Annotated in this window: 10 protein-coding genes and 1 pseudogene; 3 read left to right on the forward strand and 8 right to left on the reverse strand. The window is 71.1% G+C overall.

Annotated features, from left to right (window positions below; translation table 11 throughout):
• Positions 1 to 17: 17 nt before the first annotated feature.
• Positions 18 to 1,592, reverse strand: coding sequence for a PucR family transcriptional regulator (locus ACIQPR_RS14610; protein WP_403647107.1), 1,575 nt, complete (start codon positions 1,590 to 1,592; stop codon positions 18 to 20).
• A 156-nt stretch (positions 1,593 to 1,748) separates the two neighbouring features.
• Between ACIQPR_RS14610 and ACIQPR_RS14615 the strand changes: the two genes are divergently transcribed.
• Both ACIQPR_RS14615 and ACIQPR_RS14620 read left to right on the forward strand, forming a co-directional pair.
• Positions 1,749 to 3,200, forward strand: a complete 1,452-nt coding sequence (locus ACIQPR_RS14615) for a sodium:solute symporter (RefSeq protein WP_403647110.1) — start codon at positions 1,749 to 1,751, stop codon at positions 3,198 to 3,200.
• A gap of 90 nt (positions 3,201 to 3,290) precedes the next feature.
• Positions 3,291 to 4,064 carry a class II aldolase/adducin family protein gene (locus ACIQPR_RS14620; RefSeq protein ID WP_403647917.1) on the forward strand — a complete coding sequence of 258 codons (774 nt, stop codon included), beginning with the start codon at positions 3,291 to 3,293 and terminating at the stop codon, positions 4,062 to 4,064.
• 60 nt (positions 4,065 to 4,124) lie between these two features.
• Here ACIQPR_RS14620 and ACIQPR_RS14625 read toward each other — a convergent pair whose 3' ends face one another.
• From ACIQPR_RS14625 to ACIQPR_RS14635, 3 genes and pseudogenes are all read right to left on the reverse strand, one after another.
• Entirely contained in the window at positions 4,125 to 5,333 is a 1,209-nt protein-coding gene (locus ACIQPR_RS14625) for a glutaminase (protein WP_403647920.1), read from the reverse strand.
• Between the two features lie 129 nt (positions 5,334 to 5,462).
• Positions 5,463 to 5,723: pseudogene (locus tag ACIQPR_RS14630) on the reverse strand (hypothetical protein); the annotation flags it as partial.
• 193 nt (positions 5,724 to 5,916) lie between these two features.
• Positions 5,917 to 6,570 carry a ScbR family autoregulator-binding transcription factor gene (locus ACIQPR_RS14635; RefSeq protein WP_403647113.1) on the reverse strand — a complete coding sequence of 218 codons (654 nt, stop codon included), beginning with the start codon at positions 6,568 to 6,570 and terminating at the stop codon, positions 5,917 to 5,919.
• 110 nt (positions 6,571 to 6,680) lie between these two features.
• Between ACIQPR_RS14635 and ACIQPR_RS14640 the strand changes: the two genes are divergently transcribed.
• Positions 6,681 to 7,622: a ScbA/BarX family gamma-butyrolactone biosynthesis protein gene (locus ACIQPR_RS14640; protein ID WP_403647116.1), complete on the forward strand. Its 942-nt coding sequence runs from the start codon at positions 6,681 to 6,683 to the stop codon at positions 7,620 to 7,622.
• 18 nt (positions 7,623 to 7,640) lie between these two features.
• Here ACIQPR_RS14640 and ACIQPR_RS14645 read toward each other — a convergent pair whose 3' ends face one another.
• The 4 genes from ACIQPR_RS14645 to fxsT all read right to left on the reverse strand — a co-directional run bounded on the left by ACIQPR_RS14645 (position 7,641) and on the right by fxsT (position 14,788).
• Complete coding sequence (locus ACIQPR_RS14645; RefSeq protein ID WP_403647119.1) at positions 7,641 to 8,804, reverse strand: hypothetical protein; 1,164 nt, start codon at positions 8,802 to 8,804, stop codon at positions 7,641 to 7,643.
• A gap of 133 nt (positions 8,805 to 8,937) precedes the next feature.
• Entirely contained in the window at positions 8,938 to 9,897 is a 960-nt protein-coding gene (locus tag ACIQPR_RS14650; RefSeq protein WP_403647122.1) for a hypothetical protein, read from the reverse strand.
• Positions 9,898 to 10,019: 122 nt separating this feature from the next.
• Complete coding sequence (locus ACIQPR_RS14655) at positions 10,020 to 10,847, reverse strand: hypothetical protein (RefSeq protein ID WP_403647125.1); 828 nt, start codon at positions 10,845 to 10,847, stop codon at positions 10,020 to 10,022.
• 26 nt (positions 10,848 to 10,873) lie between these two features.
• Positions 10,874 to 14,788: an FxSxx-COOH system tetratricopeptide repeat protein gene (gene fxsT, locus ACIQPR_RS14660; protein ID WP_403647128.1), complete on the reverse strand. Its 3,915-nt coding sequence runs from the start codon at positions 14,786 to 14,788 to the stop codon at positions 10,874 to 10,876.
• Between the last annotated feature and the right edge of the window lie 18 nt (positions 14,789 to 14,806).

A 14,806-nucleotide genomic window follows, 5' to 3' on the forward strand; every position in this document is an offset into this window, starting at 1 on the left:
GACTTCGCGGACACGACCTAGTCGCCTGGGTCCTCGTCCGGCAACCAGTGCAGGGCGAACCAGAGTTCCATCCGCGTGCCGGGGTCCTGCACGTCCACGTCGAGCAGTTCGGCGACCCGCGCCAGGCGGTGTCGCACGGTGTTCCGGTGGACGTGCAGGGCCGTCGCCGTACGGTCCCAACTGCCGTGCAGCGTCAGCCAGACACGCAGCGTCTCGACCAGGACCGGCGCGCCCGGGGGCCCGGCGTCGTCGAGCGGGGCGAACCGGGCGCGGGCCAACTCCCGGGCGTCGGCGGCCGGTACCAGTCCATGGACGGTGAGCGGATCCCTGGTGTGCACGACGGCCGGCAGTTGCGCGGCCAGCGCCCGCCGCAGCGCGCGTCCGGCCTGGACGTCGGCGCGCGCCAGTTCCGAGGCCGGCGCCGGCGCGCTGAACCCGAGCACCCAGCCCAAGTCGGCCGCCTGCGCGGGCACTTCGGTCCGGGCGTCGGAGGCGCCGGGGATCAACGCCTTCAGCTCCGGGCCGTCGACCTGGAGATACGGGGTGCCCAACGCGGTGCCCAGCGCGGCCAGTTGCACCGGATCGTCGCCCGGGGGCGGCGCCGTCGCGTACCGGCCGTGCACCACGACCCAGTGCCCGGTGGGCGCGAGGGCGGGCGCCACCTCCGCCGGGGTCGCGCCCAGCATCAGCCGTACCAGGGCGCCCGCGCTGTGCGTGTCCGTGCCCAGGGCGTGCCGCGGGCTGGTGAGCAGGGCCAGCAGGACGGCCGCCGTGCCGGTGATCTGCCGGTGCACCAGGGTCGGGGCGGTGGTGGTCGCCTGGCCGAGCGCCAGCGCCGTCGCGGTACCGTCCGCGCCGGGCAGGGTGTGCGCGGTCAGATGGACACCGCCCTCGTGGTCGGCCCCGGCGGCCGGTGCGGACCGTCCGGCGGAACCGCTACGGACCCGGGCCAGCGTCCGCACGGCGAGATCGCGCACCCGCCCCGGCACGGGCGGCGCGGGCCGGGGACCCGCGCTGAACAACTCGTTGCCCCGGGCGTCGTGCAGCACGGCCCAGGCGCCGGTGTGCCCGCTGAGCCGGTCGAGCACGGCCCGCAGCCCGTCCGGCCGGGCGGCCGCCGCGGCCAGCGCCGACTGGGCCCGGGAGATCTCGCGCAGCGCACGGTTGCGGGCCTCGGCGATCGCCGCGTACGTGGCCTGCCCGACCGCCACGAACGGCGTCGCCGGCGGCAGCCGCAGCAGGGGCAGGCCGTGGCGGTCGCAGGCGGCGACCAGCTCGGCCGGCACCTCGTCGTGCACGGGCACCACCCCGAACCCGAGCGCGCTCACCCCGGCCGCGACGACCCGCCGTACATAGGTGTCGACGCCCTCCGCGTCGGCCGGCAGCCGCACGCCCGCCGTGAGGAGCAGCTCACCGCCCACCAGATACGGCGACGGGTCCTCGATCTCCGTCGTGCCGACCGTGCTGACCAGCCGGTCCCCGGCCGGACCGGCGACCTGGCGCAGACCGAGGGCGGGGTCGGCGAGCAGCACGCTCAGCGGCACGGACGGCTGTTCCGACGGCTGCTCGGTCGGTTGCTCGGACTCGGTCATGAGGGGACATCCTCCCGACCCGGCGATTCCGCCAGGACTGCCGGAATCATCCAATGGACGACTCCATATTGGACAGAACCGGCACTTCGACGCCAGCGCGAACGCCTATAACGTCATCCCACTCCCAAGCACCACCCCTTCCCCCGGAGGTCTCGGATGACCGTCGACTACTTCGTCATGGCCGCATACCTGCTGGGCATCATCGGCGTCGGCTGGTGGGGCAAGAAACGCGCCGCCTCCAAGAGCGACTTCCTGGTCGCCGGCCGCCGACTCGGCCCCCTCATGTACACCGGCACGATGGCCGCCGTGGTCCTCGGCGGCGCCTCCACCATCGGCGGCGTCCGCCTCGGCTACACCTACGGCATCTCGGGCGCCGCCATGGTCTTCGCGATCGGCCTGGGACTGCTGGCGCTGAGCGTCTTCTTCTCCGCCCGCATCGCCCGCCTCAAGGTGTACACGGTCGCCGAGATGCTCTCGCTGCGCTACGGCGACACCGCCGCCGTGATCTCCGGCGTGGTCATGTGGATCTACACACTCATGCTGGTCGTGACCTCGACCATCGCGTACGCCAGTGTCTTCGACGTCCTGTTCGACGTGCCCCGGTGGGTCGCCGTGGTCGTCGGCGGCACGATCGTCGTCGGCTACTCCGCGCTCGGCGGCATGTGGTCCATCACCCTCACCGACATGGTGCAGTTCGTCGTCAAGAGCCTCGGCGTGCTCGTCCTGCTGCTGCCCATCGCGGTGGTGAAGGCCGGCGGCTTCGGCGCCATGGCCGACGAACTGCCGCACGGCTACTTCTCGTTGACCTCCATCGGCGGCCAGACCATCGTCACCTTCGTGCTGATCTACACCTTCGGCATGCTCATCGGCCAGGACATCTGGCAGCGGGTGTTCACCGCCCGCAACGACAGAATCGCGTCCTGGGGCGGCACGGTCGCCGGCCTCTACTGCCTGGTCTACGCCCTCGCGGGCGCCGTCATCGGCATGGCGACGAAGACCCTCTACCCCCGACTCCCCAGCGCCGACGAGGCGTTCGCGACGATCGTCCGGCACGCCCTGCCCACCGGCGTCCGGGGCCTGGTGCTGGCCGCCGCCCTCTCCGCGATGATGTCCACCGCGAGCGGCGCCCTGATCGCCTCCGCGACCGTCGCCAACAACGACATCTGGGCCCGCCTGCGCAAGCGCGAGGTCACCGGCTCCAAGGACGACGAGATCGGCTCCAACCGCCTCGCCATCATCGTCCTCGGCATCGCCGCCATGGGCATCGCCTGCGCCCTCGGCGACGTCATCGAGGCCCTCACCGTCGCCTACAACCTGCTGGTCGGCGGCCTGTTGGTGCCCATCCTCGGCGGCCTCGTCTGGAAGCGCGGCAACCTGCCCGGCGCCATGGCCGCGATGATCGCGGGCGGCACCACGGTCGTCGTCCTCATGGTCACCGACGGCCTCCTCGCCAACGAGCCCATCTACTACGGTCTGTTGGCCGCCCTCGTCGCGTACGTCGCCGTCAGCCTCCTCACCAAGCCGACCGAGGAGTCCGTCGTCCAGGCCTGGCACCGCCGCCTGGCAGGCGAACAGCCCCCCGTGGCAACGGAGTTGAGCGTGGCCTGACGACCGCGAATCCCGAACCCCCCACCCACACATACACCGCGCGTATCTGCACCCGCACCCGCACGTGCCGTGCCCCGTCGAAAGGCCCGCATGCTCGCCCCCGCCGCCCCCACCGCCCTCTCGGAAGAACTCCGGCTGCGCCGCGAACTCGCCGCCGTCTACCGGCTCGTGGCGCACTTCAGGATGACCGACCTGATCTTCACCCACATCTCGGTCCGTCTCCCCGGCCCCGAACACCACTTCCTGATCAACCCCTACGGCCTCCTCTTCGAGGAGATCACCGCGTCCGACCTGGTCAAGATCGACCTGTCCGGCCGACCCGTCGAGGAGTCCCCCCACCCGGTCAACCCGGCCGGCTTCGTCATCCACAGCGCCATCCACGCCGCCCGCCCCGACGCCCACTGCGTCCTGCACACCCACACCCGCTCCGGCTGCGCGGTCGCCGCCCAGGAGAGCGGCCTGCTCCCGCTCAACCAGATCTCCATGGAGTTCTACGGCAGGCTCGGCTACCACGACTACGAGGGCGTCGCCCTCAACCTCGCCGAACAACGGCGCCTGGTCGCCGACTTGGGCAGCCACCCCGCGATGATCCTGCGCAACCACGGCCTGCTCACCGTGGGGGAGACGCCCGCACAGGCGTTCCTGCGCATGTACTACCTCGACAAGGCCTGCGAGATCCAGACCACCGCGACCGCCGCGGGCACCCCGCTCCTGACCCCCGCGCCCGACATCTGCGAACTCACCGCCCGCCAACTCACCGGCGAGGACCAGCAGTCGGACCTCCAGGACGACAAGGCCTACGACCTCGCCTGGTCGGCACTGCTCCGCCTGGTGGAGCGCATCGCCCCGGACTACAAGGACTGACGCCCACGGACGCGCGGTGGACCGTGGCCGCCGCCCGGGGCGAGGCGTCGTGGCGGACCGCTACCGGTCGACCGGAGTGTGCGGGTCGAGGAGTTCCGCGACACGGGTGTGGCCGCCGCGCCGGGCGTCGGTGAGGGCGGTGCCGCCCCAGCGGTCGGTCGCCGCCGGGTTCGCGCCGTGGGCGAGGAGATAGCCGGTGACCTCCACATGGCCCTCGGCCGCGGCGAGATGCAGGGGCGTACGGCCGTCATAGTCGCCGGTGCTGAGGTCCGTGCCGGCGACGGACGCCAGCCGGCGGACCTCGTCCAGATCGCCCTGGCTGGCGGCCCAGCACAGCGCGACGACACTCTCGGCGGCGCTCTGGTCAGGACGTTTGCGCGGGTCCTTGCGCCGGGCGCCGCGGACGACCGAGACGGGCGGACGCACCTCGAACCTCTTCACCAGCTGACGGCAGAACTCGATCCCTCGTACCGAATTGCCGAGTTCGTCCAGCCGGGGGGACCACACGCAGACCCCCATGAGCCCGGGGACCACCACCATGAGCGCGCCGGACACCCCGCTCTTGGCGGGCAGACCGATGGTGAACGCGAACTCGCCGGAGAAGTCGTCCATCCCGCACGAGGACATCAGCGAGAGGCAGTGCCGCACGGTCTCCCGGCCGAAGACCCGGTCGTCGGTCAGCGGACACACCCCTCCGTTCGCGAGGGCGGCGGCGACCACCGCCAGCGTCCGCGCGTCCAACTCGACGGCGCAGCAACGGAAGTAGAGGTCCAGCGCCTGCGACAGGTCCGTGCCCGGCGGGAGAGCCCCGCTCTCCCGAGACACCCGACCGAGCACGACCTCGCGGTCGGCCCTCTGCCGCGCGGAGAGCCGGCCGGACTCGTCGACACCGACCCGCCTGCCCCCGGCCAGCCGCTGCCAGGTCAGGGCCACCTGCTCGAACCGGTCGGCGAGGGGCAGTTCGGGGCGGATCAGCGCGCAGCTCAGCAGCGCCCCGGAGTCGATCACGGGATGGCGCGGGCCGCTTCGACGGTCGAGCGCGAACTCGCCGGAGCCCCGACCGGTCGGTTCCCGCCCGATGTGCCGGTGCGTGACATCGACGCCGTGTTCCTCCCACGCCATGCAGTGGCTGACGGTCTCGGACACCTCCTCGACGGAGAACGGGAAGTCGGCGTCCCCCACGCCGTGCCGCTGGCCGTCGACGGTGCACAGCGAGATCGCGAACTGGTCCGGGTCGATCCGCGCTAGTCCGGAAATGCGGTCGGCCACCCGGCCGCCGCGCACCGGAAGGAGATCACGGTGGATCCGATCGATTTCCTCGGTGAGCGCCGGGAAGTCCGGCACGACGAGGGAATTCCGCATCGCCCGCTGCAACAGCCCACTGTGCCGCTGGATCAGGGCCACGAATTCCGCGAACCCCACCTCACGCCGGAGAACATGGGCGCCGTCCCCTTCCCGCGTCGCGTCGAGGATGTCCCGAATCCGGGGATCGTCCTCCAGGATTCCGGTGGCGCGGAGATTCCCGACGATTTCCGCGCGTGAGAGCGTCCGGCTTCCGTCGTCGTCGAATGCGTCGAAGAGAGCGCGGTAGGCCGCTTCGAAGGGGTTCGTACCGGAGCCGGCCCCGGGATTTCCCCCGGTACGGTGCGTGGAAGGCATGCGTCTCACCTCGTAGCAGAAATTGCGCAGCACAGAACATAGCGATCGTTATGTTCAATTCTGAGGAGGGGAGACACCGATGCCCAGGACGGCATCACTCGATCGGGTGGGGCGCGCGGTAGCGCGGGCCTGCGCGACGGGACGTCTGCGCGACGGACGGCCTGCGCGCCGTATCAGCTGCACGCCGTATCGGCTACGCGGCGGACCTCGGCCCGGGGGTCCGGTCCAGGAGGGTGCGGGCGCGGTCCAGGCAGCCGTGCGGGTCGGGATCGGTCTGGAGGGCGGGGAGCAGGAAGAGCCAGAGGTCGACGACGGCCTGTTCGACGTGCCGGCGGTCGTCGAGGGCGGCGGACACGGTGTGGGTGCCGAAGAACCCGGCGACGATCACCCGCGCGGCCCGCTCGGTGTCCGTCTCGGGGACGATCTCGCCGTTCTCCCGTGCGGCGGCCAGGAGTTGGGCGACGGTCTCGATCCAGCCCACGAAGGGCTGCGGCAGTTCGGTGGGGATGGACCGGCTCTCGTTCGACAGCCGGTTGCCCGCCCGCACGATCACGTTGTCGCGGAACTCCCGCGCCACCGCGAGGCTGAGGCCCACCAGCCGGTCCAGGACGGGCCCTTCGAGCGTGGTCCAGCTCTCCACCAGCCGGGGCCATTCACCGAAGTGGGCTTCGAGGACGGACGCGGCCAGGCCCTCCTTGCTGCCGAAGTGGAAGTAGATGGCGCCGCTGGTGTAGCCGCTCCGCCGCGCCACGTCGCTGATGCTCGTCCCGACGTAACCCTGCTGTTCGAACAGCACTGCCGCCGCCGCCAGGACGGCTCGCCGGGTGGCTTCCGCGCGTTCTTGCATCGCCCTCAACGACCCTTGCCCTTCACGCCGAATCGTCTTTTCAGGCGAATCTATCGGACAGCACGGCATTTCTTATCCACACCCACAAGAATCACGCATCCTATTATTTTATGAAGGAATCAACCGAGTCTCCCCCCTTCGGCGGGGCGACCGTGCCGACGCTGAGCTGGGAGCGCTCCGTACCGCGGAATCTCGTCCACCGGAAGTCGGTCGCGGAGGTCCTGCTGACCGACGGCCACGCGCTGGGCGAGGACCGCTACCTGCTCGCCGCGCAGTGGTCACGCTCCCACACCACGTTCCGCCCCGGCTCCGGCGACCGCCACGACCCCCTCCTGATCGCCGAGACCCTCCGGCAGAGCTGCCTCTACGTCACCCAGCGCTTCCTGGGCGTCCCCCGGCGGAGCAAGGCCGTCATCAAGACCATCGGCTTCCGCCTCGACCCCGCCACCGAACCCGTGGTCGGCTACGGAGCCACGGACGTGACCTGCCGAGCCAGGGTCTACGATGTCCGCCGCACGAAGGGCCTGGCATGGCCCGTCGCGCTGAGCCTGAGCCTCGAACTCTCGGCGGGCGAAACGGAGTTCGGCAGCGCCGAGGGCCGGGCCCGCATCCTCACCGAGGACGAGTACGCCCGCCTGCGCGGCACCCGGGCCGACGCGCTCCCCCCGCCGGGCGAGGACATCCACCGCCTGCCACCCACCGCGGTCTCGGCCTCCGCCCCCGGAGGCGTCATGCTGGCCCGCGACGGAACGGGCTCCCTGCGGGTGACACCGGCCGACCTGAGACACCCCCTCTTCTTCGACCACCCCAGCGACCACATCCCCGGCATGGCCCTCCTGGAAGCCGCCCGCCAGGCCGTATGCCTGACAAGCGGCAACCCCTCCGCCCGCCTGACCGCCTGCCGGATGACGGCGTCCCGCTTCACCGACTGGGACCCACCGGCGTACGTCACGTGCGAGCCGGCTGGGGAGGGGTGGGGGTTCCGTGTCACTCAGGGTGGGGGTGTGACGGCGGAAGGGGGGTTGTGGTGGGAGCCGGCCTCGAACGCCTGAGCCGGTGGCACGGCGCGGTCACTGACCCGGTACCAGCAGATCGACAGCGGCGGAGTGGCGGCCCGGAACGGCCGAACGGCCGTCGCGGCGGCCGTCCTTGTCACGGTCCGGTTCGACCGGTGGCGGCTGGCGCCGGGTCCACAGTTCGTTCGCCGCGAAGTGCAGGACGTTGACCACGACGATGGCCGGGGCGACGATCGCGACCGTACGGGGAAAGGCCGGTTTCAGGGCCAGGGCCAGGATGACCGCCGTCACACCGTTCTGCTGGCCCAGGGCCAGGGACACCCGGTCGAACCGGTCCAGGTCATGGGCGATGACCCAGCCGACGGCCATCTGCGCGCCGAAGGCGGCCACCCCCAGCGCGATGCCGGGCACCGGCTCGACGCCGTCGAGCAGCAGCATGCCCAGCGCGAAGAGCGCCGAGTAGTAGGCGGCGCGCAGCAGCAGACCGAGCGCCGGCAGCAGCGGACGCGGGCGGTAGAAGAGGCCCATGACCGCCACGCCGAGCATCAGCCCGTACACACTGGCCGCGGCGAGGAGCCCGCAGAGTGCCAGGAGACAGGCCAGGGTGCGGAGCGGGGAATCGGGCCGGCCGCCCCGGCGCAACAGGAACCAGACGAGGCCGGCCGCCGCGACCAGTCCCGCGTTCCCCGCGGTGGTCAGGGCGTACGCGGTGGGTGACACCGGCAGGGCGGAGGCAGTCGTGGTGGCATCCAGGGCGTTCAGGGCCACCGGAGCCAGATAGGCGGTGAGCAGGATGGTGACGGGATCGTCGAAGGAGGACCAGATGGACAGAACAGCCTTGCCGCGCTCGGACATCCGGGAACGGGAGCGCAGCGCGGCCACCGACAGGGGGTCGATCTGAGCGACCGTGACCGCCAGAATCATGTACGCCGGTTGCCCGGCCGCGAGCCACAGCACCGGCGCGATCAGCGCGGCCTTGGCCAGCACACCCACCGTCACGGCCAGGAGCAGCGTCCGCAGATCGCCCTGTGCCTCCGCCAGATCGATGCCCGAGGTCGAACCGTAGAGGCCGATCGCGAGCAGTGCGGAGATGATCAGCGGGTAGGCCGGGGAGTGCGTCACGGAGTCGATTCCCGTGACGGAGGACAGGAGCCAGCCGGAGCCGAGCACCGCGAGCATGATCCATAAATGACGTGCGGTTTTCAGCGTGCGGGTCATGACTCGCTCCGATCCGGCGGACTCCCTACGGCGATGAGCGTCTCAGCAGTGGGTCGCGCGCCGGGACCGAACGCCCGCGGTTCGCACTTGCGGCTTACCCGCATGAGCGAATGGTCATCCTTGTCGTCGGAGTTCAGTCTTTTTCGTCCGGTTCCTCACCGGCCGTGGCTGAGACGAGGTGCACCAGCCGGGTCATCTGCCGGTCGGCCCAGGCCGTTTGGCTCTGGTCCAGGGTGACCCCGAGCAGGAAGTGGCCGTCGGACCGGTCGGCGTAGAACAGGGCGCCCTCTTCGACGTCCAGCACGACCCGGGTGAGGCGGCCCGGCATCACCGCGCGCAGGGACTGGTTGAGCCGCGCCACGACATAGTGCAGGCGCACGCCCAACTCCGAGTATCGGGTGCGCCGTTCGTCCCGGCTGAGGCCGCCGAAGAAGCGTGACAGCTCGGGATCGTCGAAGACATCGGCACTGAAGCGGCCGGTGCCCGGGGCGAAGTAGCCCGCGTAGTGCAGCCCTTCGGTGGTCACCGCGTCGACACAGCGCGCGAACGCGGCGGGCTCCGGCGTGCCCCAATCACCCTCCCTGGCCTGGAGGGGCTCCTTGGCACCGAGCCGCCGCTCTGTCACCGGCGCCGGCGACTCGGTCTCGAAGCCGCCCGGATTCATGAGAGGGAGCCCGATCTCGCGGCGGAACGCGCCCACCAGCTCCGCCATGGCACGGTCGCCCGCGTCCGCCGTGTGGGCGCCCAGCGAGACCCCGGTCAGGTAGTCGTCCGCGCGGAAGTAGTAGTGGAAGACGGCGCCGTCGCCGAACTGGAGCACGCTGCGGATGAGGCGACCGCTGTCGACCGACCGCAGCACATGGTCCATCCGGCCCAGGATGTAGTGGAGTTGACGACCCAGCCGGACGAACCACCGTCGCCTGCCGTCCTGTTCCTCCCCGCCGAACCCGCCGCCCTGGGACGTGGGCAGCCGGTCCAGGATGTCGGCCGAGTAGTTGAACACGCCCCACCGGTACTCCGCGACATGGTGAAGGCCGTCCTCGCTCAGCGCCTTCCCGCACAACTCCACGAACACGTCGCTGTCGTCGGTCACATGAGCCGCGCGGTGGACTTCCGGGGGCCGGGCGGCGGGAGGGCGTTCCGGTCCAGCGGAAACCGGCCCCTCACGCGCTTCCGGTACGCCCGATTCCCTCGCCGACACAGCCCTGTCGTCACTCATCTCGCCCCCATTGCCCCGTCGTTCAGAACGTCCGGCCACAGCTCACGCAGATGCGCGCACAAGGCCAGAAGCAGTGGACTGGTGCCGTCCGGCAGCCTGCCCAGGGCGACCGTCGCCGCAGCGGGGCGGTCGTACGGCAGGCGCATCAGCGGGGTGTCGACGCCGACCGGGGCGCCCGTGCAGGACTGCTCGCCGCTCGGGCTGTTGCACACCCAGCCGATGACCTTCGAGCCCAGCCCCCGGTCCGCCAGCCACGACCGGAGCCGCTCGGTCTCCCCGCCGCCCTCCGGCCCCAACTGCCCCACCAGGATGATGTGTTCGACCCGACGGCACACCTCAAGAGTGACCTGTGTACGGCTGTCACCACAGTCGACTATGAGACAGCCCCCCAACTCCACGAGCCGGTCGACAGCGGTCCCGACGATCTCCTCCAGCGTTCCGTCGGTCGGCAGGCGTTCGCCCGGCTTGTCGCCCGGGCCGAGAGGGAACAGCACCATGTCCTGCCGCGGTTCGGCACCCGTGTACGCATGCCGCAGACAGCGGGACACGGGCCGACCGGCCAACTCCACGCGGCCCTCCGCGAAACCGAGGAGACCGTCGACCCGCGCCTCGGACGTGGCGTTCCAGGAGCGGGTCAGCGCCGTCAGCCCGCCGCCGTCGATGTCCGCGTCCATCAGGATCACGGACTGCCCGACCCGGCCCACCGCGTCGTCGATGAGCAGTCCGGCCGCCGCCGTCAGCAGTGTCGCTCCACTGCCGCGCGTGGTGGACAGGACCGCCACCGCGTGCGGGACGGCGATGGACTCCCTCCTCGGGTACGCCATCGGATCCTCCTTGCCGTGCTGCTCGCTCAGATCTTGGGGATGTCCAGCTCGATGCCGATCCGGTTGTCCGGACCCGCCCGGTCCGTTCCGTCCTCCCGCAGCCCCAGATGCGCGGCCACCGTCAGCGTGAGGGGATGGTCGGGACCGAACTTCGCCAGCAGCCCCTCGTGCGTCCGCTCGTCGAGTTCCCGGGCCGCTCGCGAATCGCCCGCGAAGACCAGCAGGTTGGCGTGGCAGAGGGCCGCCGTGAGGACCAGCGGATGACGTGGGTCGGGCAGCAGCTCGCGCAGGCCGCGCAGGCCGCGTTCACTGACCTCGGCGGCGGTCTCGTCCTCGGCGTCGCGCAGGCACAGCGCCAGGTTCACCTCGCAGATCCGGGCGAAGAGATGGTCCTCCCCCCAGGCCCGGTACGCCGCGAGGTTCTGCTCCGCCAGCGTCCTCGCCTCGACGGTCCGGCGCAGCATCCGCAGATCGGCGGCCCGCCCCACGCGTGCCGAGAGCGCCTCGGGGTGCCCGGTGCCGCCGTAGACCTCGAAACCCTCCGTCGCCTGTACGTCGCACTTGCGGGCGGACTCGATCTTGCCCTGCCGGGCCTCCGTGGTCAGGCCGGGGGAGAGCGTGGCGATGTGCCGCAGCGTCGAGGCCAGCGCGCAGGCCGTGTGCAGGGTCGTCAGGTCGGACGGGCCGAACTCCTCGTGGTCCTTGGTCAGCCGGTAGATCTCCTGAAGCCGGCTCAACGACGCGTCGAGCGAGCCGACTTCACGCAGTCGGCTGCCCACGTGCACGGAGGAGCGCAGCGTCAGCGGATGGTGCTCGCCGAGGACCCGCACCCGCCGCTCGTGGACGTCCTTGTGCTGCTCCAGGGAGTCGTTCGGCAGGCCCAGCATGGCCAGGGACAGTCCGAGGTTGCTGGACGCCATCAGCGTGAAGTGGTTGTCGGGGCCGTACTTGGAGCGCAGCACCTCCCGGGTGGACTGGTCCTCGGCGAACGCGTCCTGCGGGCGGCCCAGGGCACGCAGCTCTCCACCCCGGCCCAGCGCGCTGCGCAGGGTGAACGGGCCGTCCAGGCCCTGGAGTTCACGCAGTTCCTCCAGCGCCGCGCCGTTGAGCAGATTGGCGTCGGGGAAGCGTCCCGCGTCGGTGTGGATGTTGGCCAGCTCCACGCGCAGCCGCAGCAGGAGCAGCCGGGCCGCCGTGTCGTCGGTGGACGATCCGCTGTTCCACGCCGCCTCCAACTGCCGGGCCAGGGCGAACGCGGAGGACAGACACTGCGTACGGCGCCGGTAGCGCACCTGGTTGACCAGCCAACGGCGCACTTCCGGGTCGCTGTCCTGCGCTGCCCCCGAGGATTCGACATGGGCGTCCAGCTCCGCGTACAGCGGGTCCATCTTCTGGTCGTCGACGTGCTCGTCCGGAGGCGAGTACGCGGCGAGAACCCGGCGGACACCGGACGCGATCCGCGCCGACTCCTGAGGCGTCAGGTCCTCGCGCTGCGACTCCAGATGCATCCGGGGAGCCGTCAGCCGCCTGCCGTTCTGGCTGCGGCGGGCCTGGGACCGGTTGACCAGACCCTGCGCCGCGAAGCCGAGTTGGAGTCGGCCGTCCGCGCCCTCGGGGAGCCCCAGGAACTCCAGTGCGGCGGGCGACTCCAGCAGGTCCCAGCCGACGCCCTCCGGTGACAGCACCGTGAGCATCTTCAGCAGGTCCAGCGAGGCCGGACGCTCCTTTCCCAGGTCCTCGACGACGCTCTTCCACACCGCCAGCCTGTTGTCCAGACCGGTGTCCTGACGGGTCCTGATCCCCTCGACCAGCTCGGCCACCACTTCCTCCGGCGGGCGCGCGGTGTTGCCCAGGTACGCGGCCATCTGGTCCAGCACCTGGGGCAGTGTCTCGCCCAACCCCACCAGTTGCTCGGCGAGTTGGGCCGACAGCTGCGGAGCCTTGCGGCGCAGGTACCGCACCGCCTCCTCGGGGGTCGGCGACTCGATGTCGATCCGCCGGGCCAGCGCGCCCCAGTCCGGATATTCCGACGTGATCAGCACATGTGCCTGCGGGCTCGTGATCAGCAGGCTCGCGATCGCGTCGGGGTGCCGGACACCGTCGTAGACGAGAAGCAGACGTTCGGTTGCGGTGCGGTAGCCCTCCAGCAGTTCGCGCAGCGCCTCGATGGCCCGGGGCGAGGAGCGGCGGGCGGCGCCGAGCCGCTCGCTGAGCAGCACGAGTTCCTGCTCGACGCGGTCCGGGCTGTCGGCCGGCATCCACCACACGACGTCGTAGTCCGCCTTGAAGCGGTCCAGGTATTCCAGCGCGAAGGTCCGCTTGCCCACCCCGGCAGGTCCGTGCAGCACCACCGGCCGGGCCGCCTGGCCGGGCGGGAGCAGGTTCCGCAGCTGCCGCAGATAGGACTCCCGGCCCAGGAACTCGCCGTGGCGCTGGCGCAGGCCGTGCCACTCGCGGGGGTTGCGGCCCGGGAAGCGGGGCCCGCGTCCCTGGCGGTCCGCCCAGGTACGCGGGCGCCGGTCGGCGGGCAGGAAATGCGTCAGCAGGGCGGTACGGGCGGGCTCCTCCTCCAGCGTGTACAGCCTGGGGCCCGGTCGGCCCCGGAACGGGGGCTGGACCTCGACGTCGTCGAGCCAGGCCACATCGACCTTCGCCCGGTCGGTGAGCCCGCCGCCCGTCGGCATCTGCCGTCCCAGTCCGGTGAGTCGAGGTGAGCCGACCATGGCGGACGACATGAGGACGAGGAAGGTGCCCGGTGTGTCGCCGCGGGCCGCCCCGTCACCGGATCCGGGATCGAACTCGCAGTTCACCCCGTTCGCGATGAGCTCGGCGCGGATCCAGTCCGCCCACTGCCGGTCCTGCGGTTCGAACAGGAGCCGTACGACACGCGGGGACGCCGGTACCTCGGCGAACGCCTCGGTGTACCGCTCGCGGTCGGCCGCCGGGACGTTCGCGAAGCGCAGCGCGGAGTCGCCGCTGATCTCCTGGGCCAGGCGTTCGTACGCCAGTTTCTGCAGCGACGGCTCGTAGTCCTGGAGGGCGAAGGGCATCAGGACTTCCTCGTACGCGAACTTCGGCAGGTGCCCCACCTCGATCTCGCGCCAGTATTGCTCCTCGCCGCCGAACAGGATGGGGCCGACGACGCCCTCGAACTGGTCCCGGGCCCGGGAGCGACGGCGCTCGACCTGTTCCGGGTAGGACGTGTCGACCCGCATCGGCACCGGCAGGATCCTGATCCGGCCCTGGGACTGCTCCCGCACCTGCCGGGCGACGGCGGCGGAGCCCTCGATCGACTGGTTGCTGAGGTTGAAGCCGATGACGACCACGTCGGGCAGGACCAGCGTGCACAGACTCGCGTTGTCGGAGTGTCCGGTACGGCTGTCGATGAGCACGTAGTCGTAGTCGTCGGAGTGGAGGCTCTCCCGCAGCGCTTCCGCGAAGCGCCTGCCCATCTGGTCCTTGTAGAACCGGGCCCATTCGAAGGCCGCGACGCGCTCGCTGTAGAGGCTGTCCTGGAGGCCCGGTCCGAGGAAGTCGATACGGCCCTCGGCATGGGAGAACCGGTACGCCAGCGAGTCGGTGTGATTGCCCACCTGGGTGTGCCGCTCCAGCAGATCCGCCAGCCGGGACTCGGCCTGCGCGGCGGGGAGTTCACGCTCGGCGAGTTCCTCCACGGCCTTGCCGTAGTCCTGGACCATCTCTACGACGCCCGTCGACTCGCGCAGTTCGGGATCGCGCAGGAACGGGCGCAGGAAGAGATGCAGCCCGGGCGACTCCAGGTCCCAGTCGACGACGAGGACGCGATGTCCCGTGTCGGCCAGCAGCCAGGCGACATTGGCCAGCGCCATGGTCCGCCCGACCCCGCCCTTGTACGAGTAGAAGGTGACGACCGTTGCCCGGTCCCGACCACGTGCGGAACCCGACGGCTCGGCGCTGCTCATCGATGTCGCTCCAACTTC

Source organism: Streptomyces sp. NPDC091280 (genome assembly GCF_044768565.1).
In the GTDB taxonomy this organism is placed as follows: Bacteria; Actinomycetota; Actinomycetes; order Streptomycetales; family Streptomycetaceae; genus Streptomyces.